Origin of the sequence: Janthinobacterium darwini (assembly GCF_051380905.1) — a bacterium.
Taxonomy (GTDB): domain Bacteria; phylum Pseudomonadota; class Gammaproteobacteria; order Burkholderiales; family Burkholderiaceae_D; genus Janthinobacterium.
This window is the reverse complement of the sequence record NZ_JBNYXX010000003.1, coordinates 120,046-143,224: the sequence shown is the minus strand read 5'-3', so window position 1 is coordinate 143,224 and position 23,179 is coordinate 120,046. Positions and strand designations below refer to the sequence as shown.

Here is a 23,179-nt window from a genome sequence, read left to right as displayed (position 1 = left end):
GCCTGCATCCTTGCGCTTGCTTCTGAGCAAAGCCTCCCTTACCATCGTCCGGAAGAGCACGCCCTGCCGGCGGCATTCGCGCCAGCGGCACAATTTTACCGCATCCCCCGCCGTTCGCAGCCAAGTTAAACAAGAACCATGCACGCAGCATTCACGAGACCCTTACCAACACCATGAGCACACAGCCTTTGATCTCCGCCTCCCGTTTCTACCAGCGCTGGCTGGGCGCCGCCCCCGAGCGCGCCGCGCAAGTAGCGCAACTGGTGCGCGCGCCGCTCGACGGGCTCGATTTTTCCGCCGCGCTGCTTGAGCAGGCGAACGCCGCCACGCCCCCGCTGCCGGCCGAGCGCGCCATGCGCCGCCTGCGCAACCTGCTCGTCTGCGGCCTGATCGAGCGCGATCTGGGCGGCCAGGCGGACTTGAACGAGGTCGTCACGGCCATGACGGGCTTTGCCGATTTCGCCATCCGCACGCATGTGGACGCCATCATGGCCGAGATGGTGGCCCTGCACGGCATGCCCGTCGGCGAGGAATCGGGCGAGGAACAGGCCTTGATGGTGCTGGCGATGGGCAAGCAGGGAGGCGGCGAGCTGAACGTCTCGTCGGACATCGACCTGATCTTTGTCTATCCGGAAGATGGCGATACGGTCGCCACTCAGCCGGGCCAGCGCAGCCTGTCCAATCATGAGTTTTTCATTCGCATGGGCAAGAAACTGATCGCCGCCCTGGCCGAGATCACGCAAGACGGCTTTACTTTCCGCGTGGACATGGCCTTGCGCCCGAACGGCAACTCGGGCCCGCTGGCCGCCAGCCTGGGCATGGTGGAGCAATACCTGATCGTGCAGGGCCGCGAATGGGAGCGCTATGCCTGGGTCAAGGCACGCGCCGTGACGGGCAAGCCGGAAGACATTGCCTCGCTCGACGCCATCGTGCGGCCCTTCGTCTTCCGCCGCTACCTCGATTTTGGCGTCATCGATGCCATCCGCACCATGCACGGCCAGATCCGCGCCGAGGTCAACCGCCAGGAGCGGCTGCACCCGGACCGCAGCAACAACGTCAAGCTGGGCCGCGGCGGCATCCGCGAAATCGAATTCCTCGCGCAAGTGTTTCAATTGATACGTGGCGGGCGCGATGCGGAGCTGCGCGAACGTTCCACGCGCGCTACCCTGCGCACGGTGGCGGACAAGGGCTTGCTGGAACCGGCCATCGTGGAACAGTTGCTGGGTTCCTACACTTTCCTGCGCAACCTCGAACACCGCTTGCAATACCTGGACGATGCGCAAACCCACACCCTGCCCGCCAACGAGGCCGACCGCCTCACCGTGGCGCAGATGATGGGCTTGCCCGATACGCCCACCCTACTGGCCCAGCTGGAAGCGCACCGCGTGTTTGTCGCAGGACAATTCGACGAGATGTTCAGCGACAAGAGCAGCGGCACGCCGCCGGCCGACACGGGCATCGACCCGCAAACGTCGAACGACTGCGCCGCCTCGGACCAGCAGGAAGCCATCGAGGCGCGCTTTGCCGCACTGGGCTTCCATGAGCCCGCCGCCTGCGCACGGCGTTTGCTGGCCACGTGGCAGGCGCCGCGTTTGCAATCGTTGCCCGAGGCGAGCCGCACGCGCCTCGTCGCCCTCGTCAATTCCGCCCTGCCCCTGATCACCGATTGCTCTGTTTCCAATGGTAACGCCAGCCAGCTGGCCACCCTGGGCCGGCTGCTCGACTTTTTGGAAGCCATCGCGCGCCGCTCTGCCTACCTGTCATTGTTAACCGAGTATCCACACACACTGGAACGCGTGGTGCGCATGGTGTGCGCCAGCGGCTGGGCCGCCACCTTCCTCACGCAGCACCCCATTCTGCTCGACGAATTATTGGATGAACGCATCCGCAACACGGTGCCCGACCCGGCCGCGCTGGCGCTGGACCTGCAGCGCCAGCTCGACGACGCGCCAGGCGACACGGAGCGGCAGATGGATATCCTGCGCGAAACCCACCACGCGCAGCTGTTCCAGTGCCTGGCGCAAGACCTGGCGGGCGACCTGAGCGTGGAAAAGCTGGCCGACTACCTGTCGCAGCTGGCCGACATCATCGTCGCCGCCACCGTGCAAGCCGTCTGGCAGACCTTGCCCACACGCCACCGCGAAGTGCCGAAGTTCGCCGTCATCGCATATGGCAAACTGGGCGGCAAGGAACTCGGTTATGTCTCCGACCTGGACGTCATCTTCCTGTTCGACGACGACGACCAGGAAGCGCCCGGCCTGTACGCCAAGCTGGCGCAGCGTTTCATTACCTGGATGACCTCGCACACCTCGGCCGGCATCCTGTTCGATATCGACATCGCCCTGCGCCCCGATGGCGCCTCGGGCATGCTCGTTTCCAGCGTGCAGGCGTTCGAGCGCTACCAGGGCAGCGCGGCCTGGGTGTGGGAACACCAGGCGCTCACGCGCGCGCGCTTTTGCGCTGGCGATGTCGCCATCGGCAAGCACTTCGAACGCATCCGCGACACGATCTTGCGCAAGGAACGCCCGGAAAATGGCCCGCTCAAGGCCGAAGTGGTGGCCATGCGCAAGAAAATGCTGGATGCCCACCCGTCCCGCCCCGGCAGCTTTGATCTGAAACAAGATTCGGGCGGCATGATCGACATCGAGTTCATGGTGCAATACCTGGTGCTGCAGCATGCGGCGCAGTATCCGCAGCTGACGGCCAACTCGGGCAATATCGCCCTGCTGCGCCTGTGCGGCGAACTGGGGTTGATCGACGCGCAGCTGGCCGCCCTGGTCGCCGACGCCTACCGCGCGCTGCGCAAGCTGCAGCACCAGTTGCGCCTGCAGGGACAAGACCTGGCCCGGGTGGAACCGGAAAGAGTCCGCGTGCATGCGGATAACGTGATGCGCCTGTGGCACACGATCTTTCCCGCAACGATTGCATAAGCCCGGCGGCGGCGTATGATACGTACAGGCAATTCCACTTCCGAGTAGTGCCGTACAACAGGCCACGCCGGGGTTGCTATCATCCAGGAGACAGCGTATGAAGACTAGTGTAAAAACGGGCATCCACGCCCTCGTTGCCAGTTTCATCATCTGCGCCATGCCGGCAGCGGCATGGGCTGCCCCCAAGGGCAGCGCGGACGAAGCCATCGCCATGACCAAGCGCGCCGTGGCCATGATCAAGGCCGATGGCAAGGAAAAGGCCTTTGCTGCCATTGCCGATCCCGCCAACACCAGCTTCCATGACCGCGACCTGTATATTTATGTGTACGACATGAATGGCGTCACCCTGGCGCACGGCAACAATCCCAAGATGGTCGGCAAAAACCTGATCGACCTGAAGGACAATGAAGGCAAGACCGTCATCAAGTCGCTGATCGCCACGGCCAGCACGCCGGCAGGACGCGGCTGGGTAGACTTCAAGTGGCCCAATCCGCTGACCAAGGTGGTCGAGCAGAAATCCGGCTACATCGAACGGGTCGACAATATGATCGTCGGTTCCGGCATCTATAAATAAGCCACGGCAAGAGGAAACCGCATCCGCATGCCGCTCCATTACCTGTCCCGCCTGAGCGGATCGGCGCGCGATACGCAAGCCAATCTGCAACTGGGCTGCGTGCTGGCGCTGGTGGCAGGCGCCGTGAATGCGGGCGGCTTTCTCGCCATCGGCGGCTACACCTCGCACATGACGGGCATCGTCTCGGGCATGGCCGATGACCTGGCCCTGGGCAATATCACGCTGGCCCTGGCCGCGCTGGGCGCGTGGCTGGCCTTTGTCAGCGGCGCGGCCGTGACGGCCATCATGGTGAACTGGGGCAAGCGGCGCCGGCTGCACAGCCAGTTTGCCGCCAGTCTGCTGCTGGAAGCGGCGTTATTACTGCTGTTCGGCCTGGCGGGTAACTACCTGGCGGCCATGCCCGACATACTGGGCCCCGTCACCATCTTGCTGCTGTGCTTTGTCATGGGTTTGCAGAACGCCATCATCACGAAGATTTCGGGCGCCGTCATCCGCACCACCCACGTGACGGGCCTGTCCACCGACATCGGCATCGAACTGGGCAAGATGGCGTATTACAACCGGCGCCACCTGCCGGACCGGATGGTCAAGGTCAACCGCGGCAAGCTGAGAACGCACAGCCTGCTGATCGCCTGCTTCTTCATCGGCGGCGTCAGCGGAGCCTTGGCCTTCAAGCACATCGGCTTTCCGGCCGCCACCATCCTGCTCGCCGGCGTACTGACCCTGCTGTCCGGCGTGCCCGTGCTGCGCGACTTGCGCCTGCTGTGGCGCTTCTACCGGCGCCGCCTGCATGCGCAACGTTGATAAAAATATTTTTCTTTAAGGCAATATCAATCTGACTTTAATGCTAATATTTTTCTGCGCCTGGCCGGTTCACCATGCCTGCCGTGGCGGCCTTTTGATTCGACACCCTACCGTTGTCCAATTGTGAAAGCGAGAAAAATGATTTCCATTAAAAAAGCCCTGTTTGTCTTTGCCATCGCCGTCGGCGCCGCAGCTTCGTTCTCCAGCACGGCCGCCGTGCGCGCGTGGATTCCGTCGGAAAACTGCGACTACATCCTCAACATGTGCTACCAGGGTGTCGAGGCGTCGTGCGAGCAGTGGCGCAACCAGTGCGAACCCAAGGAATAGGCTGGCAACAGACGAAAAAAAAACGCCCCGGAGGGCGTTTTTTCTTATGCTGTCAAAAAATTACTTGGCAGCCATCAGTGCAACGGTGGTGTCGAGCATGCGGTTCGAGAAACCCCACTCGTTGTCGTACCACGACGAGACTTTCACCAAACGGCCCGACACCTTGGTCAGGGTCGAATCGAAGTTCGACGAAGCCGGATTGTGGTTGAAGTCGATCGACACCAGCGGTTCGGTCTGGTACGTCAGGATGCCTTCCAGGGCGCCTTCCGACGCGGCTTTCATCAGCGCGTTGACTTCTTCCACGGTGGTGTCGCGCTTGGCGATGAAGGTCAGATCGACCAGCGACACGTTGATGGTCGGCACGCGGATGGCAAAGCCGTCCAGCTTGCCATTCAGCTCAGGCAGCACCAGGCCAACAGCGGCGGCAGCGCCCGTCTTGGTCGGGATCATGCTCATGGTGGCCGAACGGGCGCGACGCAGGTCTTCATGCATCACGTCGGACAGCACCTGGTCGTTGGTGTAGGCGTGCACGGTGGTCATCAGGCCCGTTTCGATGCCGATGGCGTCGTTGAGTGGCTTGACCAGCGGTGCCAGGCAGTTGGTGGTGCACGAAGCGTTCGAGATGACGGTGTCGGTCGATTTCAGCACTTGGTGGTTGACGCCGAAAACAACGGTAGCGTCCACGTCCTTGCCGCCTGGTGCGGAGATGATGACCTTTTTCGCGCCACCCTTCAGGTGAGCCGATGCTTTTTCTTTGGTGGTGAAGAAGCCCGTGCATTCCAGCACGACGTCCACACCCAGCTCGCCCCATGGGATTTCAGCCGGGTTGCGCTGTGCGAATACGCGGATCGGATCGCCATTGACGATCATGTTGTCGCCCTCGACGGTGACCGTGCCCGGGAACTTGCCGTGCGCGGTGTCGTAGCGGGTCAGGTGGGCGTTCGATTTGGCATCGCCCAGGTCGTTGATGGCAACGATCTGGATATCCTGTTTCTTGCCGCCTTCGTAGAAAGCGCGCAACACATTACGGCCGATGCGGCCGTAGCCATTGATTGCAACTTTGATCGTCATACTCTGCTCCTGATTAAAAAAGAAGGTACATGCACGGCCCCGGCGAGAACATCGCCAGGACCGTTAAAAATCAATATCAGCCAGCGATAATGGCTTTCACCTTGGCAACGACGTTCTCGACCGTGAAGCCGAAATGCTTGAACAGCACGCCGGCAGGCGCCGATTCGCCGAACGTGTCGATACCCACCACGGCGCCTTCCAGGCCCACGTATTTGTACCAGAAGCTGGTCACGCCAGCCTCGATGGCCACGCGCGGCACGCCCTTGGTCAGCACGCTGGCCTTGTAGGCGGCGTCCTGGCGGTCATACACGTCGGTCGACGGCATCGACACCACGCGCACATTGATGCCTTCCGAGGCCAGCGCGCTGGCGGCGGCCACAGCCAGTTCCACTTCGGAACCGGTGGCGATCAGGATCGCCTTGGCGTCCGCCACGTCGTTCAGCACATAGCCGCCGCGGTAGATGTTGTCGATCTGTTCGGCGCTACGCTCCTGGTATGGCAAGTTCTGGCGCGAGAAGATCAGGGTCGACGGGCCATCCTTGCGGCGCACGGCGGCGCCCCAGGCAGCAGCCGATTCGACGGTGTCGCATGGACGCCAGTTGTCCAGGTTCGGGATCAGACGCATCGACGAGACGTGCTCGACCGATTGGTGCGTCGGGCCGTCTTCGCCCAGGCCGATCGAATCGTGGGTGAACACGAAGATCGAACGCAGCTTCATCAGGGCAGCCATGCGCAGGGCATTGCGGCTGTAGTCGGAGAACGTCAGGAAGGTGGCGCCGAACGGGATGTAGCCGCCGTGCAGGGTGATACCGTTCATGATGGCGCTCATGCCGAATTCGCGCACGCCGTAGTTGATATGGTTGCCAGGCTGGCCCGAACGCACGGCCACGCATTCTTTCCAGTTGGTCAGGTTCGAACCGGTCAGGTCGGCGGAGCCGCCCAAAAATTCCGGCAAGGACGAGGCCAGTGCCTGGATGGCGTTCTGGCTGGCCTTGCGGGTGGCGATGTTTTCTTTCTTCTCGACGCAGGAAGCGATGGCGGCGCTCAGGGCCGCTTCGAATGCCTGCGGCAACTCGCCCTGCATGCGGCGGGTCAGTTCAGCGGCTTGCTGCGGGAATTCGCGGCTGTAGGCGCCAAAGCGCTCGTTCCAGTCCGCTTCCAGCAGGGCGCCTTGTTTCTTCGCATCCCAGGCGGCGTACACGTCGGCCGGCATCTCGAACGGTGCGGCATCCCAGCCGATGTATTCGCGCACGGCAGCAATTTCCTTGTCGCCCAGCGCGGCGCCGTGGACCTTGTCGCCACCTTGCAGGTTCGGCGAACCCTTGCCGATGATGGTCTTGCAGCAGATCAAGGTTGGCTTCGATGCGGTCTTGGCGGCGGCGATGGCGGCAGCCACGGCGGCAACGTCATGACCGTCGACAGCGCGGATGACGTTCCAGCCGTACGCTTCGAAGCGGGCCGGGGTGTCGTCCGTAAACCAGCCTTCGACTTTGCCGTCGATGGAAATGCCGTTGTCGTCGTACAGGGCGATCAGCTTGTTCAAGCCCAGGGTGCCGGCCAGCGCGCACACTTCGTGCGAAATACCTTCCATCAGGCAACCGTCGCCGACGAAGGCGTAGGTGTAGTGATTGACGATGTCGTGGCCAGGCTTGTTGAATTCAGCGGCCAGCAATTGTTCCGACAAGGCCATGCCGACGGCGTTGGCGATGCCCTGGCCCAGCGGGCCGGTGGTCGTTTCCACGCCGGGCGTGACATCGACTTCCGGATGGCCCGGGGTTTTCGAATGCATCTGGCGGAAGGCCTTGATGTCATCCATCGACAGCTCGTAGCCCGTCAGGTGCAGCAGCGCGTAGTGCAGCATCGAGCCGTGGCCATTCGACAGGAGGAAACGGTCGCGGTTCTGCCATTTTGGATTCGCTGGATTGTGGCGATAGTGACCACTCCACAGAGCAACTGCGATCTCGGCCATGCCCATTGGCATGCCTGGATGGCCGGAGTTGGCCTTTTGTACAGCGTCCATTGCCAGTGCGCGGATCGCATTGGCCATTTTGGTAGTCGGGAGCGTAGTTGTCATGATGGTGTGGGTCAGTCGCGAGTTTGGGATTCGTTTGCAACAGCGCGGGCAGGGAAGCCGGCTGCTTTCTGTAGTCAACTATTTTACCAGACTGGGGGGCTGCAAATTAGAATTGCGGCGTACTGGCCCGCCAAATGGCTATACTTTGACGTCTTTCCACCCCACTTACCCCCCGTTGAGGATTTGCATGCCGCGTTTTTTCTGCCCCCAGCCACTCGTCGCTGGCGCCACCGTTTCCCTGCCGGAGGCTGTCGCCCACCATATCCAGGTCGTGCGCCTGGTGCCGGGCGACCTCATCACCCTGTTCAATGGCGAAGGCGGCGAAGTGCAAGCCAGCCTGGTGGCGGTCGCCAAGCGCAGCGTGACGGCTGAAATACAGACGCATGTGGCGCGCGAAGCGGAGCTGCCGTATGCCGTGACCCTGGCGCAAGCGCTGCCGGAAGCATCCAAAATGGACTGGATCATCGAAAAAGCCATTGAACTGGGCGCAGCCGGCATCGTGCCGCTGTCGGCGCAGCGGTGCGTCGTGCGCCTGTCCGCCGAACGGGCCGAGAAAAAACTCGCGCATTGGCAAGGCATCATCGTCTCCGCCTCGGAACAATGCGGGCGCAACCGCCTGGCCCAGCTGGCGCCGCTGCAAGACTTCAACAGCTGGATTCGCCAGCAAGATTTACCGAATCATAACAATACGCGCATCATCTTGACGCCGCGCGCGGAGCAGTCGCTGGCCGACTGGGCCCGTCACCAGCCGCCGCAAGCGATCACGGTGATGGTGGGGCCGGAAGGCGGCTTTACCGAGGCGGAAGAAAAAGCCGCCATCGCGGCTGGCGCCATCGGCCTGGCTATGGGGCCGCGCATCCTGCGCACGGAAACGGCGGGATTGACGGCGCTGGCGACGCTGAGTGCACTGTGGGGCGGGATGTAAATGGCATAAGCGAAAAAAAGCGCAGCGCGGTTTCCCGCACTGCGCCAGAAGTGCCGCATACCATGTAAGCGGCACCAGGTCATCAGGCAGCCCGTTCTGGCGCTGCCCTTCTTTTCCTATTAGAACGTGTATTCGGCACCCAGTTTCAGGGTACGTGGACGCAGCGTGTAGCCGTCACGCACATTGATTGGACGCTGTTCATCGAAGACGTTGTTGATATTCGCCAGCAAACGCAGGTTTTTGAAGCCCGTGTATGCAAAGTTCAGATCGGTGCGCACATCACTACCCACGCGGCATGGCAAGTTATCGCCTTTCAATGCAGCGCGGCAACCGGCTTCATTCCAGGTATCCTGATCCGTCTCGTCGTTGTTCAATGCCGTTCCCGACGTGTAGTTGACGCGCACGCCAGCCGTGACCGGACCTTTGCGCCATGCCGTGCTGAATACCGACACGACACGCGGGGTGCCACGCAAGCCGACGGTGTTTGGACGGTATTGGTTGGCGTCGATGTCCCAGTAACGCAGCTTCAGGTTGACCGTGGTCGCCAGACCCATCGTAACGGTACCATACTCGCCAGCCGAAAAGCGGCCGTTCACATCGATGTCCACGCCCTGCGTCTCGGTCTTGCCGAAGTTTTCATAGCCCAGGAACAGCGATTGAATGGTACCAGTACCCCAGGCGAGGTTCGCGCCTGGCGACAGTTCGTTGGCACGTGCTGCCAGACGGCGATCGGTGTCGCTGATCGGATTGCGCGCCAGTTTTTCAGCATAGCCAGGCACATCTTCACGGGCCAGCACGTACGCTACGTCGCGCGTGGCGATCTCGTCCCGGCGTTCGATCTTGAAGTAATCGACAGCGACGCTGACGTTCTTGATCGGTTCTGCCACAAAGCCCAAGGTCAGACTGCGCGAGGTTTCCGGTTTCAAGGTCGAGCTCGACGAAATCATGACCGGAACCGAAGTCAGGCAACCCGAGTTATAGGCCGTAGACGAATCGGAAACGTCGCTGGCAGTGCCCTTTTTCAGGATATCGCGGATTGCGGTTGCGGTTGCGCAACGTTTTGGATCAAGCTGGCTGTTGTAGAAACCGGTCACGCCCACTTTACCCAGCGATTCCGGGATATTCGGAGCGCGGAATCCACCGGCTAACGTACCGCGCAACATCAGCTTCGGCGTTACCGTCCAGCGCGCAGCAAATTTAGGCGACACGTGGGCCGAAAAGCCTGGCGCCTTGTCCAGACGCAGCGCGCCGTTCAACTCCAGGCCTTTCAATACGGGCGCGTTCAGCTCCAGAAATGCGGCGCTCAGATTGCGCTGGCCATCGATCCACAGGGAACCTGTATTGATGATCTCGGCATTCATCACGGCATCGACCGACTTGATGTACATCTTTTCTTGACGCAACTCGGCGCCAAAAGCAAATGCCAATTGACCGCCAGGCAGGGGCATCAGGTCGCCAGACAGCTTGGCATCGATGAAGTTGGTCGACAGGTGGGAATCGGTACCTGCGACTGGGAACATGCGGTTCAACAACTCATCACTGTTGCCACCACCTAACTTGTACTCGCCGCTGACAATCGCGGCAGGCAGGCGGTCACGGTGGGCGCCACGGCTGCGCAGGGTACCCTCGCCGCCGGTACGCCCGATGGTGGCTTCCCAGTCATAGGCGCCGATCGTGCCTTCCAGGCCGGCCATGACACGGTACTGCGTCGCTTTTGCCGGCGAAGTCCAATCCATGTTGGAATCCATGAAGCGATAATCGAGGCCAACCGGGAAGTTATACGGATTGTAGGCGGAATTGGCCGGCAATTTAGGTTTCTGCACGGTTTGCGATTTCTTCACATTACCGTCGAACCAGGTCCATGGCGAACCGGCAGCCATGCCGAATGGCAGCGGCGAGTAATTGGTGCGGGTTTCCGAATACGACACTTCCGCGAAACCGCGCGTGGTGTCGCTGAGCTTGAAGTGCAAGGCGCTGTACAGATTGACGCGTTCGGCGCCATCCGACGACGGGTTAATGCCGTTCAAGTCGCTCACACACAGGCCGGCAGCATTGAAAGTGCTACAGCCTTTGACTGCTTGACGCACCTTGCGGCCGCTTTCGTTCAAGTTGCCCGGGAACGAAGTCAGGCTAGGATCGCCGAAGGCGGTGGAAACATATTTTTTGTGCCACTCAGGATACTCGCGCAGCACCTTGCTGAGCTTGTAGCCTTCACGCTTGTAACCTTCGACGTTGAAGAACACGTTGTAGCGGTCTTTTTCCAGATCGCCGTAACCAGCCAACAGGCCAACCGTCGTTTGCTTGCCGATGTTAGGGTCGATGCCCTGCTGATAGTTGGCGCTGGTGCTGACGCCCTGGAAGCTCTTGCGGGTGATGATGTTGATCACGCCAGCCAGGGCATCGGAACCGTAGATCGCGGAAGCGCCGTCCTTGAGCACCTCGACGCGGTCGATCACGTCGGCCGGAATGGAATCGAGGTTGACGAAGGTATCTTTGGCGCCATTGGCGAACGGATAATTGGAAACGCGGCGGCCATTGACCAGCACCAGGGTGGCGCCTGTGCCCAGGCCACGCATCGATGCGCCGGACGCACCGCGTGCAAAGCTGGTGGAGTTGCCGTCATCCTTGATCGCGCCCGTGTCGAACGAGGTCAGCGTATCGAGAATCTGGCGCACGGTATTGGCGCCAGTCGCCTTGATTTCATCACGGCGCATTACGGTCACCGGCGAGGCGGTTTCGCTATCCATGCGCTTGATGTTCGAACCAGTCACTTCAACACGTTGCATGACCGGCTCTGCGGTACCTGCTGTATTTTGTGCGTGGGCGGAGGCAGCAATGGCGCTCAAAGCAAAAAACACCGCCTTACTGATAGGGCTTAATTTTGGTTTACTCAGCATCATGTATTAGCAATCTCAACTTGTAATTTTTAATGAACACCAGGCAACTGGATCACAGTGGCTCATGTGGCACTTTTTATGTATCAAAATTTTTGACACAAGTAAGTATCTGTAACAGAAAAAATATTGTCAATTAACATTGTCGAATCCTAAAGGGATTGCAGAAAAAACTGTCAAATACTCTTTTTCTGTTGTTTTTTTACATTTAAATTGAGCAATGTTTTCATTTTACTCAACTATTTATCTTGCTCCGGGCGGCAAAACTGGCCTGCCGCGGCACCGCCATGCCGACCGTCTTCCAGCATGGCGGCCACGGCTATCTCTCGAATGAAAACGTCATGAAAACCGCTTGTCCTGGGTAGCGCCTTACACATCAAAATTTCCCAACCAAGCCTAACAAAATACAAATAAATTGATAAAGTCAATATTTTTGTTGGATAACACGGTAACTATCGAAATGGAATACTGTAGTCACCCGTTTCGCCGTCAAATATCAAGACGTCCAGAATGAATTGTTAAATCGGCTGCTGCTCAAACGCGGGCGACGCCAGATACAGGAGGCACGGCGCGGCCGCTTTGCGGCAATCCTGCCGAACTGAGGGCGGGAGACTACCCTGCATGCTGGTGAGATCGCCGATGGAGAAAAATTTGGGTAAAAAAGCGGCCTGACTTCTCAGTCATCCCGCCCTTTCGGCGAACGGAGCGGTATTGCCGCCGCCTGTTCGGCTCACCATATAGAGACCGTGCATGCCAGTGTCTGCTGAAGTAGCGGCCATCAGCGCCTGCGTCATACCGAGATGCCTTGTACGACTGGACGCGCCTGCATGATCTACACAGGCACGCCATCCTGACGCCGCGGGAGGAACAGTCGCTGGCCAACTGGGCCCGTTACCAGCCGCCGCAAGCGATCACGGTGATGGTGGGGCCGGAAGGCGGCTTTACCGAGACGGAAGAAAAAGCCGCCATCGCGGCTGGCGCCATCGGCCTGGCTATGGGGCCGCGCATCCTGCGCACGGAAACGGCGGGATTGACGGCCCTGGCGACGCTGAGCGCCTTGCGGGGTGGCGTGTCGAGACAAAAAAAACCCGCCAGGCGAACCTGGCGGGTTGTATTTAGACTATCAGCCAACGCGCCTTGCGGCGCGCCCGATTAGAAAGCCTGGTTGTAACGCACGTAGACGAAACGATCGATAGGCGCATTAGGATCAACCGAGCTGCCCGACGAATTGCCGCTGTAGGTGATGCGTGGAGCCTTGTCGAAAACATTGTTGGCGCCGACCAGGATCTGGCCTTTCCATGGCGTTTTGTAACCAACGCTCAAGTCGGTGTACGTAACCGAACCCATTTTGTTGTAACGGCCAAAGCTTGCATCGCCATCTGGATTGCTGCACTCTTCCGTAGGCGAGTAGCACTTGCCCTTCACACCGCTCGCATAACGCGAGGTAACCGCGGCGCTCCAGTTGCCCATGCTCCAGTCAACCGTCAAATTCGTCTTGAAGCGATTGTAGTTGTACTCACCGTTGTATTCTTGCCATTCAGATTCATCCGAGCTCTTGCTCTTGAACGACTTGACCCAGGTCGAGTCCGAACGAATGTTGAATTGGCCGTACGCGGTGCGTGGCAGACGGTAGCCGAGACCGATGTCGACGCCTTCAGTCGACAATTCGCCCAGGTTGGCATTTCCGCGAGCCAAGCTGATCACGTTACCAGCGAGATCGCGCTTGATGACCGCGCAATACGACGACACATTTTTCAGGTAGCACTGTTCCAGCACGAAATCGGCGTCAACTGCCGTGATACGGTTCTTGACGCTGACTTTGAACCAGTCCAGCGAAGCGTTCAGGCCAGGAATGAACGATGGGTTGTAGACGAAGCCCAAGGTCTTAGTCTTGGCGATTTCCGGTTTCAGCGCGGCGTTACCAGCACCTGCCTGGAATGCCACGTTCGACTGATTGCCACCTGCATCGACTGGGTTGCCCGACTGATCAACTTGACGGTAACCGGCTGGCGCACCACCTGCAAGGCAGTTCGCTGCCACGGTTGGATTGTTACGCTGGCCATTGACGCTGTCGCAGATGTCCATGTATTCATCGAACGACTGCGTGCCGCCACCAAACGTGTCGCCCAGCGATGGAGCGCGGAAGCCCTCGGCCCAGGTACCACGTGCCAGGAAGTCGTCCACCGGTTTCCACATGAAACTGACTTTGCTATTGGTGGTGCTGCCAAAGTTGCTGTAGTCGGAGTAGCGCGATGCCACGTTCAAGGACAGCAATTTTGCAAACGGCTTGTCTTTCAATACTGGAATGTTTGCTTCCAGATACGCTTCCTTGACCGAGTAGTTACCATAGGTAGCATTACCGGCCAGGTCGGACGAGTAACCCGATTGCTCAAACTGGCCAGGCTGGTCAAAGCCACGCACGGAACGGTGCTCCAGGCCACCTGCGATGCCGACTGCGCCAGCTGGCAGGGAGAACAATTCACCGGCCATGTCAGCGGTCGCGCTGTTGATCGTGCTGCCATAGGTCGATTGACCGGTGGCCATCACGTAGTCCAGCGCCTGCTTGTTCGAAGCGGACGGGCCGCCCAGGACATTGAACGGCACGCAGGCACCCAAGGCAATCGGGTTCTCTGCCGTACCGCACTGCACGACGCCGCTGGCATTCTTGAACGATGGGCCGAGGGCCTTTTTCAGGTTCAGCAAGTTGAGGTTGCCCGTGCCCTTGATGTTGCCCGCAACGGAGTTGTGGTTGTAACCTGCGCTCCAGTTCCACGGCAAACCGCGCAATGTGAAGTCGCCTTCCAGCACTGCATCAATATGCAGGGTCTGGCTACGGTTTTCTGTTATGCGTGGACGCTCTACAGTACGGCGGTTGAAGTACAGATCCTGGCCATTGCCCGCGCCAGCGACGGAACTGCCGTACGGGTTGAAATAGCTGTCTTTGTCGATGTACACAGGGAACGCTTCTTGCGTAGCCGACTGCAGCGGGTAGCCGCCATTTTGCGTGCTCGAAGTACGCTCGGAATACATTGCCGTCGTCTTCAGGCGCAGGTCCTTCGGCAAGGCGATTTCACCTTTGGTGATGATGGTCGTCAGGGCCGTCGGCGCCTGGAACATCATGTCATTGGTGGTGCTGTATTTGTCGTCGTTGATGCTGGCGCTGGCAGGGTGGTAGTTGGCCGGATTACGCGAATCGGCACCCACGCCGTCACCATACTTGCCGCCAGTGTGATTGAGGACCATTTGATCGCCCCAGTCGCCATCTGCATTCTTCAAACGGATCGCGCCCCACGGGCCGCCACCCAAACCGGCATCTGGATGGCCAGGACCACGGCTGTATTTGGTGATTTCACGATCACGGGCCCAGACGGCACGCTGTTCGCTGTGGCTGATGCCGAAAATCATGGATGCTTTTTCATCGCCAGCGCCGTACGTCAGCGAGTAGTCCTCGGATTTGCCGTCGCCGCCTTCGTTGATACCCTTGTAGAGGCTGACAGCGCCACCGGTCATGCGGGTTTTCAGGATGATGTTGATCACGCCTGCGATAGCATCTGAGCCGTAGATCGCCGACGCGCCATCTTTCAGAATTTCGATGCGCTCGATCATCGCCGTAGGCACGGTCGACAGATCGGTATAACCATTGACGGACTGCGTCCAACGCTTGCCGTCGACCAGGACCAGCAGGCGCTCAGGGCCGAGGTTGCGCAAGTCGATGTATTGACCGCCCATTTCCAGGTTCGACGTCAGGGTCGAGCCCTTGCTGAAACCGGTAGGAGGAGCCGACGACGTCATTTGATTCAAGACGTCGCCAACCGTGACCAGGCCAGTAGCCTGAATCTGCTGTGCGGAAATCTTCGAGACCGGTTGTGCCGTTTCCAGGTCGACCTGGCGAATACGTGAGCCGGTAATTTCGACGCGCTGAGGAGCTTCGGCTTCAGCTTGCGCTTGGGCAAATGCGGTAAGTGCGTTCAATGCCATCGCTACTGCTACTGCAATCTTGGTGCGTTGATGCATAAGTTCTCCGATTTTAATAATACCTACTGATCTAGTCAGGCTCTGGTAAACATAAAATTATGTTTAATGTCTTTCCTCCGTGCCGTCGGCAGTGTCTCCAACCGTTTATCGCTTTATGAGCGAACCAGCAACGTTACTATGACAGTCCGCCATGAAAACACTTCAATAGCTGCACTGTCAATAATAGCAAAAAATACATTCAACAAAGAAACAACACTTTTTTTTGCGCTTCTGCCTGAATTCCCAGCCAAAACAATCGCAGCAATACCGATTAAAAATCGCAATTGCACCAATACAGTGCAGTAGCTACACAACCGTGTTCGATGCGCCACTTTTTGGTGCATCCAGACCAAAAAATAAAATGGACGGGATTGCCTGGCGCCGTAAGAAACAACAGCCAACGCAGGCAAAAATCCTCGCTTTCCCTATCACAGGGCCCTGCATGATGCACCAATGTGTTACAGCATGCAGAGGCAGTCCCGCAGCCATCCTGCCTGGCATGCGGCTGCCAAAAACCCGGTCTGTTGGCGCCAGGAAAAAAACGGTACGTTGGAAAAATACAACAAAATAAACTAAAGCTATCAAAACTCCATTTTTTGTACTACATTACTAATCGGTTTGAAACAAAATAACGTGTATCCAGCATAGGAACGTTAATATATCGACTGCGTTTATTTCATGCATATTGAATTAATTATTCAATACAATAGTTTGCGTCTTTTATTATGCGCAAATATATATTGGCTCACCGAAACAAATTAAATCGCATTCGATTCAATATCCCCCCGCCGCCCCCCTCATTTCTGGCTTGCTTCCAATATTCAGCAGGCGCATTTCAGCAGGCGCATTTCCATTCCAATTAGCGCGGCTAGCAATAATATTCTCCTGCCTTGATTGTTATTCGCCTCGATAAATTGTTTCCTGTTGCGCCACATTTAGCGTCGTGTCACAAAGCGCTGGAACGGGTATCCTATTTTTCGAGCAGCGCCAGCGATACGGGATCATTCGCAACGGTCCGCGCCTTGCCATCGCAGCACAGGACGGCCGGCCCCGCCGCATCAACGGTTGCGCAGCAGGTAAAATAGCGTCCTGATGGCAACGCACGCGCCGTCTCACAGACTCTCCGCTAGATACGGAGCCCAGCAATTTTTAAGACTACACATCATGTTGCGACTCAACGAAGTAAAACTCCCCCTCGAACACGACGAAGCAGCCCTGCCTGCCGCCATCCTGGCGCGTCTGGGCATCGCCGCCGCCGATTTGCTCGGCTTTACCGTCTTCAAGCGCAGCTACGACGCGCGCAAGCGCAGCGCCGTGGTGTTGATTTACTCGCTGCATGTTGACGTCAAGAATGAAGCGGCCGTGCTGGCGCGCCTTCAGCACGATGTGCACCTGATGCCAGCACCCGACACCGACTACAAATTCGTCGCCGGCGGCGAACAGCTGGCCGGCCACACCAATGAACCGCGTCCCATCGTCATCGGCACGGGCCCTTGCGGCCTGTTCGTGGCGCTGATCCTGGCACAGATGGGTTTGCGCCCCCTCATCCTGGAACGGGGCAAGCAAGTGCGCGAACGCACGGTCGACACCTTCGGCTTCTGGCGCAAGCGCGAACTGAACCCGGAATCGAATGTGCAGTTCGGCGAAGGCGGCGCCGGCACCTTTTCGGACGGCAAGCTGTACAGCCAGATCAAGGACCCCAAGCACTACGGCCGCAAGGTATTGACGGAATTCGTCAAGGCCGGTGCGCCCGAGGAAATCATGTACGTGAGCAAGCCGCACATCGGCACTTTCCGCCTGGTCAAGATGGTGGAAGAAATGCGCGCCAATATCGAGCAGCTGGGAGGCGAATACCGTTTCAGCAGCAAAGTGGTCGATCTCGACATCGTGCCAGGTGCCGACGGCGGCCAGGTGCGCGGCGTGGTGCTGGACAATGGCGAGACCATCGCCAGCAACCACGTCGTGCTGGCCATCGGCCACAGCGCGCGCGACACTTTCGAAATGCTGCACCGCCGCGGCGTGTACATCGAAGCGAAACCGTTTTCGATCGGTTTCCGCGTGGAACACCCGCAATCATTGATCGACAACTGCCGCTTCGGCCCCAGCGCCGGCCACCCTATCCTGGGTGCGGCTGACTACAAGCTGGTGCACCACGCCAGCAATGGCCGCTCCGTCTACAGCTTCTGCATGTGCCCGGGCGGCACGGTGGTGGCCGCCGCCTCCGAACCGGGCCGCCTGGTGACGAACGGCATGAGCCAGTACTCGCGCAACGAGCGCAACGCCAACAGCGCCATCGTCGTCGGCATCACGCCAGCTGACTATCCGGGCGACCCGCTGGCCGGCATCGCCCTGCAGCGCGACCTGGAAGAGCGCGCGTTTGCCCTGGGCGGCAGCAACTACGATGCCCCTGGCCAGCTGGTGGGCGACTTCGTGGCCGGTCGCGCCTCGACGGAATTTGGCAGTGTGGTGCCCTCGTACAAGCCGGCCGTGCACCTGACGGACCTGGCGCCGTCGCTGCCCGAATACGCCATCACGGCCCTGCGTGAAGCGTTTCCTGCATTCAACAAGCAGATCAAGGGCTATTACAAGGCCGACGCCGTGCTGACGGGCGTGGAAACGCGCACCTCTTCACCGATCCGCATCAAGCGCCGCGACGACAACCTGCAAAGCCTGAACACACGGGGCCTGTTCCCCGCCGGCGAAGGCGCCGGCTATGCGGGCGGCATCCTGTCGGCGGCCGTTGACGGCATCAAGGTGGCCGAAGCGGTGGCGCTGTCGATGGCAGCGCGCGACTAGACAGGCGCGTACTCGCCGCCCACGTGGCGGCCAGCCATAAAAAAAGCCGGGCCCCGTGACGGGCCCGGCCGGTTATCCAGCGTAGTCGATGGCGCCCCAAGGGGCGCCATCATGCGCTTAGAAGGTGTACTTCAAGCCTCCCGAGAAGTAGCGGCCTACGGCGCCAGCAAAATCCAGCGGATTGTAGGAAACCGCACCATAGGTCAGCGGATCGAGCGGAGCACGTTTGTCGAACAAGTTCTGCACCGTACCGAACAACTCCATCTTCTCGTTGATCTTGTAGCGGGCATTCAGGTCAATGCTGGTGAACGAAGCGAGCTCGCAACCTGCCGGCGCATCGTCGCCGTTGGCGTAGTGGAAGGCGCAACCATCCGGATCGTTCTTGAAGTTGGTGTTTTTCAAAGCACCGCGGTAGTTGGCCGCAGCCGAGACACGCAACTTGTTGAGCTCCCAGGTCAGACCCAGGTTGACACGGTTATCCGGCGTTCCCATGCAGTTACTCACGTCGCAATTGCCGTGTGTACCAGCAAAGTCACGCGAGGAGCCGTCCTTTTCCGTGCGGGTGAACGTGAAGAGGTGCGTCCACTTCGCATCGAAAGTCAGCTTGCCATAACCTGCACCCAGGTCGAAGCCTTGACGGAAGTCCAGGTCGACGCCGCGTACCTTGGTCTGGGCCGAGTTCACATAGTTCGCCAGCACTGCCGTGATGGCACCCGGGTCGCCAGCAATACCGGCCTGCGCGGTCGAAGGATCGCGCGCCACATGGCCGGCGGCAATCGCCGCGTCCGTCTGCTCCTGGTTGATCTCGTTGGTACGCTTGATCTGCCAGAAGTCCACCGTCAGATTTGTCTTAGGCAATGGATCCCACACGAAACCGATATTCGAGCTCTTCGATTTTTCCGGCGACAAAGCAGGGTTCGGCGAGGTAATGATGGCAATAGAAGCGGCCGAGCAGGCGCTGGTCACACCCAAGGCGCAGCGCAGCGGATCGCTGGCCGACGAGAAGGCAGCCAGGCCACCCTTGCCGTTTTCCGCCGCGCTAGGTGCACGGAAGCCCTTGGCGAACGAACCGCGTACGGCAAATTCCTTGACCGGATTCCATTTCAAGCCGACCTTCGGCGTGTAAGCATTGCCGACATCGGAAAAATGGTCGGCGCGGATGGCGCCCGACAGCTCGACGCCTTTCCATACCGGCGCCACCAGCTCCGTATAAGCGGCCGTAACACTGCGGCTGCCTTCGTATGCCGAATACCCCAGGCCGACAATATTGCCCTTGTCCGTGCCCGCCGTTGGCGCCAGTTCGGTCGATTCGTGACGATATTCCGCACCGACGGCGATACCGAGAGCGCCGCCTGGCAAGGCCATCAGCTCGCGCGACGCCTTGAAGTCGATCTGCGCCATTTTGGTCGTCGCATCGTTGGAGATCTTCGGTGCCAGCGCAGCGTACAAGGCAGCCGAATTCAAGCCTGCATTTTCGCCGATGCGCCAGTAGCTGCCTGCTGGCAATGCTGCATATGCCGGATTGCTCCTCGCGGCGGCCACATTCGCCGCTGTCGGGTTAAGCAGTGCAAACATCACGTCGCGCTGCAGATAGCCGGAGCGGTCGTTGGACACCTTGTTCTGCGAATACAGCAAGGCCGTATCGAAATCCCATCCTGCGGCGCTGCCTTTCAGGCCAGTGACGAAGCGGGTGAACGTCGAATCGATATTGCTGACGCGAGGACCGAGATCGGCCGCCAGGTAGCGGAAGCGCGCGGCTGTCCCAAAATACGGATTGTCAGGATGATTGGCGCCCAAGGCCACGGCCGCATTGCTGACCGGACCGCCCGGGTAGCCAACGCTGCCGCTGATACCGGTCGGCGTCGTTGACGAAGAGGATTGACTGGTGAAATAGTTCGCTTCGGCATAAGCCTGGACGTCCTGACTGAGCTGGAAAGTGCCGCGCAGGAAGACATTGCCCGTTTCCTGGCTAGGCTGCATCTGGCTGTACAGTTGCGGAGCGTCAATCAGGCAACCACCGCCTGGGTCGCCTTGCGGATGGTTGGTGAAGTTGGAGCAGGCCGCGCCTGGAAAGGTCCGCGTGAAACCGACGCCGTTCGGGTTGCCGCGGTTGTAGTAATCAAGCGTCGTCGGATTACGCACGTTGCCGTTGATCGCACTGCCTGCAGCGTTGTTGCCCGTAATGGCACCCGTACCGCCGAGCGCCTGTTGTGCATCAAAACCGTAATTGCGTAAGTCCGAAGCGCCAATATAGCCACGGTCGGAGCGGTCACGGTTCCAGACGGCATTTTTCTTGCCATATTCGGCACTCATGACCACGTTGTATTTGTCAGCGACGATATCGCCAAAGCCATGCGTCACGGCGAGGCGCACATCGCCGCCATCGCTGTAACCCGTCTGTCCATAGCTGACCTTCAGGGTGGTTCCCTGAAAATCACTGCGCAGAATGATATTCACCACGCCAGCGATGGCGTCGGAACCGTAAATTGCCGAAGCCCCATCCTTCAGAATCTCGACGCGCTCTACCGCATCGGCGGGAATGATATTCAGGTCAGAAAAAACCTTTTGGCCGTCGTCCGCCAGGCCGTAAGGCGCGATGCGGCGGCCATTGAGCAGAACCAGCGTGGAAGCGGTGCCCAGGCCGCGCAGGGAAATACCCGATGCGCCGGCGGCAAAGCCATTGCCGAAGCTGGTAGGAACCGACCCTTGGTTGTCGACCGCCAGCGTCTGAAGCAATTCCGCCACCGTCGATTTACCCGATTTTTCGATATCTGCCCGGCTCAGGGTTTGAACTGGAGAAACACCTTCAGCTTGCGCGCGACGAATATTCGAACCGGTGATCTCCACCCGTTGTACAGTAGGAGAGGCAGGTGCGGTCTCTTGTGCGAGTACTGGCTGAGCCAGCACGCCAATGGCAATCCCTGAAAACATCAGGCGCACAGAGCGAGATAATACGGTTTCTTTAAGCATTGTTATATCCTTGAATAAGGCAAATTTTAGAAAACCGTCATCGTGTAGATGAGGGTTAATACATTGCGAATCCAACTATCAGTCTTCGTGTAGCTCAGCCTTCAAAACCACACCCCCACCGAGATGCGCCGAACCAGCTGGGGAGTGTCTTGCGGCACCTTGCCAACTCTGCTACAAATCTACTAATACTTTGTTACAGGCTGATACATTTCATCAAAACATGACGTAAATTCAGTGTCAATAATTGAATTCCCAGTTCATGCATAGAAACAACACTCGCGCCCGTTTTCACAAATATGCCTGCGCATATTTGACGAACAATGCAATTTTGATAAATAGTTTAAGAGGGAAACAATTGTGGCCTGACGAAGCACGCCTGGGTCAGCTGGCCAGCGGTAGCCTGATCTGTATGTGGCAGCCGGGCGTGCGATCGACGGCGCTGACCTGGCCGCCCAGTTGCTGTACGATGGTGTAGACGATGTGCATGCCCAGGCCGGAGCCGCCCTGGCCCCGCTTGGTGGTGAAAAACGGTTCAAACATATGTTCGCGCACGGCGGGCGCCAGGCCCACGCCATCGTCGGAAAACTCCAGCAGCAGCCATCGCGCGGCCGCGTCATCCGCGTCCGCCTCGATGCGCGCGCGTATCGTGATGCGTCCTGGCCCGCCCTGCGGATAGCCGTGACGGGCGCTGTTCATCAGCAGGTTAGAGAGGATTTGCGACAGTTTTCCAGCCGCCAGGCGCACCTGGCAATCGGGCGCGATATCGAGTTCCACGCCCAGCGCCGCCTTGCGCAGTTCCGGGCTGTGCGCCGACACCAGGCCATGCACATAGTCGTGCAGCGCCAGGTCGGCCACGTACTCACTGACCTGGTCCACGGCCAGCTGCTTGAAATTGCCGATCAGGTCGGCGGCGCGCGCCAGGTTGCGCTCGATCAAGGCGGCTGCGCCTTTCAAGGCTTCGGCAATGTCGATCAATTCGGCCCGGCTGACCTTGGCACCGCCCAGCAGCTGCACCAGCTGGTCGGCATAACTGCCCATGCTCGACGCCGCCGTCAGCGCCACGCCGATGGGCGTGTTGACTTCATGCGACACGCCGGCCACCAGCGAGCCGAGGGCCGCCATCTGTTCTTGCTCGATCAGGTTGGCCTGCGCCGCCAGCAACGATTCGGTGCGCACGCGCACGATTTCTTCCAGCTGCTGGGTGCGCTCCTGGTGCTGCAGCTCGGCCGCGCTGCGGGCCGAGAAGATCGACAGCAGCAGCAAGGCCAGCAAGCGCTTGTTTTCATCGATGGGACGCGTGTCGATGGCCGACAGGATGCCCAGGGTCTTGCCTTCGGTATCGATCAGCGGCATGCCGACATAGCTTTCCGCATGCATGTCGACCAGGAGACTATCGTATGGAAAGCGACGCTGGATATCGCTGCCATGAAAACACATGCTCTGACAAGTCACGTCCTGGCAAGGCGTGTGCTGCAGGCTGTATTCGATGTTCGGCTGGTAGCCGTCGCCGCCCCACAGGGCCAGGGTGCGGATGCCTTCGCTGCCATCGTCCATGCGCACCAGACGCCCGGCGACCACATAGTGCACGTCGAGCGCTTCGGCCAGGTCCTTGACGAGGATGCGCAGGAAGTCGTCGCCACGGGCGTGCGCCGTCGATGCTGTGATCGAGCGCAGGGCCGCTTCCGCCAAGGTGCGCCGCTGCTCGGGATCGAACAGGGGTTCTTGCGAATTCACATCAAACAAGGGAATACTCATGTATGCTCCTGCGCAACACTGGAAGCACCAGCAAACCTGCCGGCG

General features: G+C 59.4%; 12 protein-coding genes and 1 pseudogene. 7 read left to right on the top strand and 6 right to left on the bottom strand.

Going from position 1 to position 23,179, the window contains the following annotated elements:
- Nucleotides 1-173 precede the first annotated feature (173 nt).
- From glnE to ACQ4WZ_RS19040, 4 genes are all read left to right on the top strand, one after another.
- Nucleotides 174-2,930 (top strand): bifunctional [glutamate--ammonia ligase]-adenylyl-L-tyrosine phosphorylase/[glutamate--ammonia-ligase] adenylyltransferase, encoded by a 2,757-nt coding sequence (gene glnE / locus ACQ4WZ_RS19055; protein WP_436574233.1) that lies wholly within the window; start codon nt 174-176, stop codon nt 2,928-2,930.
- Between the two features lie 97 nt (nt 2,931-3,027).
- Complete coding sequence (locus tag ACQ4WZ_RS19050) at nt 3,028-3,504, top strand: cache domain-containing protein (protein WP_101484067.1); 477 nt, start codon at nt 3,028-3,030, stop codon at nt 3,502-3,504.
- A gap of 27 nt (nt 3,505-3,531) precedes the next feature.
- Nucleotides 3,532-4,308, top strand: coding sequence for a YoaK family protein (locus tag ACQ4WZ_RS19045; RefSeq protein ID WP_436574232.1), 777 nt, complete (start codon nt 3,532-3,534; stop codon nt 4,306-4,308).
- Between the two features lie 138 nt (nt 4,309-4,446).
- Complete coding sequence (locus tag ACQ4WZ_RS19040) at nt 4,447-4,635, top strand: hypothetical protein (protein WP_133994032.1); 189 nt, start codon at nt 4,447-4,449, stop codon at nt 4,633-4,635.
- A gap of 60 nt (nt 4,636-4,695) precedes the next feature.
- On the opposite strand, the gene gap is transcribed toward ACQ4WZ_RS19040, so the two are convergent.
- Together gap and tkt are read right to left on the bottom strand one after the other, a co-directional pair.
- Complete coding sequence (gene gap, locus ACQ4WZ_RS19035) at nt 4,696-5,706, bottom strand: type I glyceraldehyde-3-phosphate dehydrogenase (RefSeq protein WP_436574231.1); 1,011 nt, start codon at nt 5,704-5,706, stop codon at nt 4,696-4,698.
- 76 nt (nt 5,707-5,782) lie between these two features.
- Complete coding sequence (gene tkt, locus ACQ4WZ_RS19030; RefSeq protein WP_436574230.1) at nt 5,783-7,780, bottom strand: transketolase; 1,998 nt, start codon at nt 7,778-7,780, stop codon at nt 5,783-5,785.
- 187 nt (nt 7,781-7,967) lie between these two features.
- Here tkt and ACQ4WZ_RS19025 point away from each other — a divergent pair, with 187 nt between their 5' ends.
- A complete protein-coding gene (locus ACQ4WZ_RS19025) occupies nt 7,968-8,705 on the top strand; it encodes a 16S rRNA (uracil(1498)-N(3))-methyltransferase (RefSeq protein WP_436574229.1) in 738 nt (245 codons plus the stop codon).
- A gap of 119 nt (nt 8,706-8,824) precedes the next feature.
- Here the strand turns inward: ACQ4WZ_RS19025 and ACQ4WZ_RS19020 are convergent, their stop codons facing one another.
- A complete protein-coding gene (locus ACQ4WZ_RS19020; RefSeq protein WP_180338579.1) occupies nt 8,825-11,491 on the bottom strand; it encodes a TonB-dependent receptor domain-containing protein in 2,667 nt (888 codons plus the stop codon).
- Nucleotides 11,492-12,413: 922 nt separating this feature from the next.
- Here ACQ4WZ_RS19020 and ACQ4WZ_RS19015 point away from each other — a divergent pair.
- Nucleotides 12,414-12,665: pseudogene (locus ACQ4WZ_RS19015) on the top strand (RsmE family RNA methyltransferase); the annotation flags it as partial.
- Nucleotides 12,666-12,751: 86 nt separating this feature from the next.
- On the opposite strand, the gene ACQ4WZ_RS19010 reads toward ACQ4WZ_RS19015, so the two are convergent.
- Nucleotides 12,752-15,577, bottom strand: a complete 2,826-nt coding sequence (locus ACQ4WZ_RS19010; protein WP_243858435.1) for a TonB-dependent receptor domain-containing protein — start codon at nt 15,575-15,577, stop codon at nt 12,752-12,754.
- Nucleotides 15,578-16,777: 1,200 nt separating this feature from the next.
- Between ACQ4WZ_RS19010 and ACQ4WZ_RS19005 the strand changes: the two genes are divergently transcribed.
- Complete coding sequence (locus ACQ4WZ_RS19005) at nt 16,778-18,409, top strand: NAD(P)/FAD-dependent oxidoreductase (RefSeq protein ID WP_436574228.1); 1,632 nt, start codon at nt 16,778-16,780, stop codon at nt 18,407-18,409.
- Nucleotides 18,410-18,526: 117 nt separating this feature from the next.
- On the opposite strand, the gene ACQ4WZ_RS19000 is transcribed toward ACQ4WZ_RS19005, so the two are convergent.
- Entirely contained in the window at nt 18,527-21,454 is a 2,928-nt protein-coding gene (locus ACQ4WZ_RS19000; protein WP_436574227.1) for a TonB-dependent receptor, read from the bottom strand.
- Nucleotides 21,455-21,760: 306 nt separating this feature from the next.
- Nucleotides 21,761-23,134: a GAF domain-containing sensor histidine kinase gene (locus ACQ4WZ_RS18995; protein WP_133994044.1), complete on the bottom strand. Its 1,374-nt coding sequence runs from the start codon at nt 23,132-23,134 to the stop codon at nt 21,761-21,763.
- Nucleotides 23,135-23,179 lie beyond the last annotated feature (45 nt).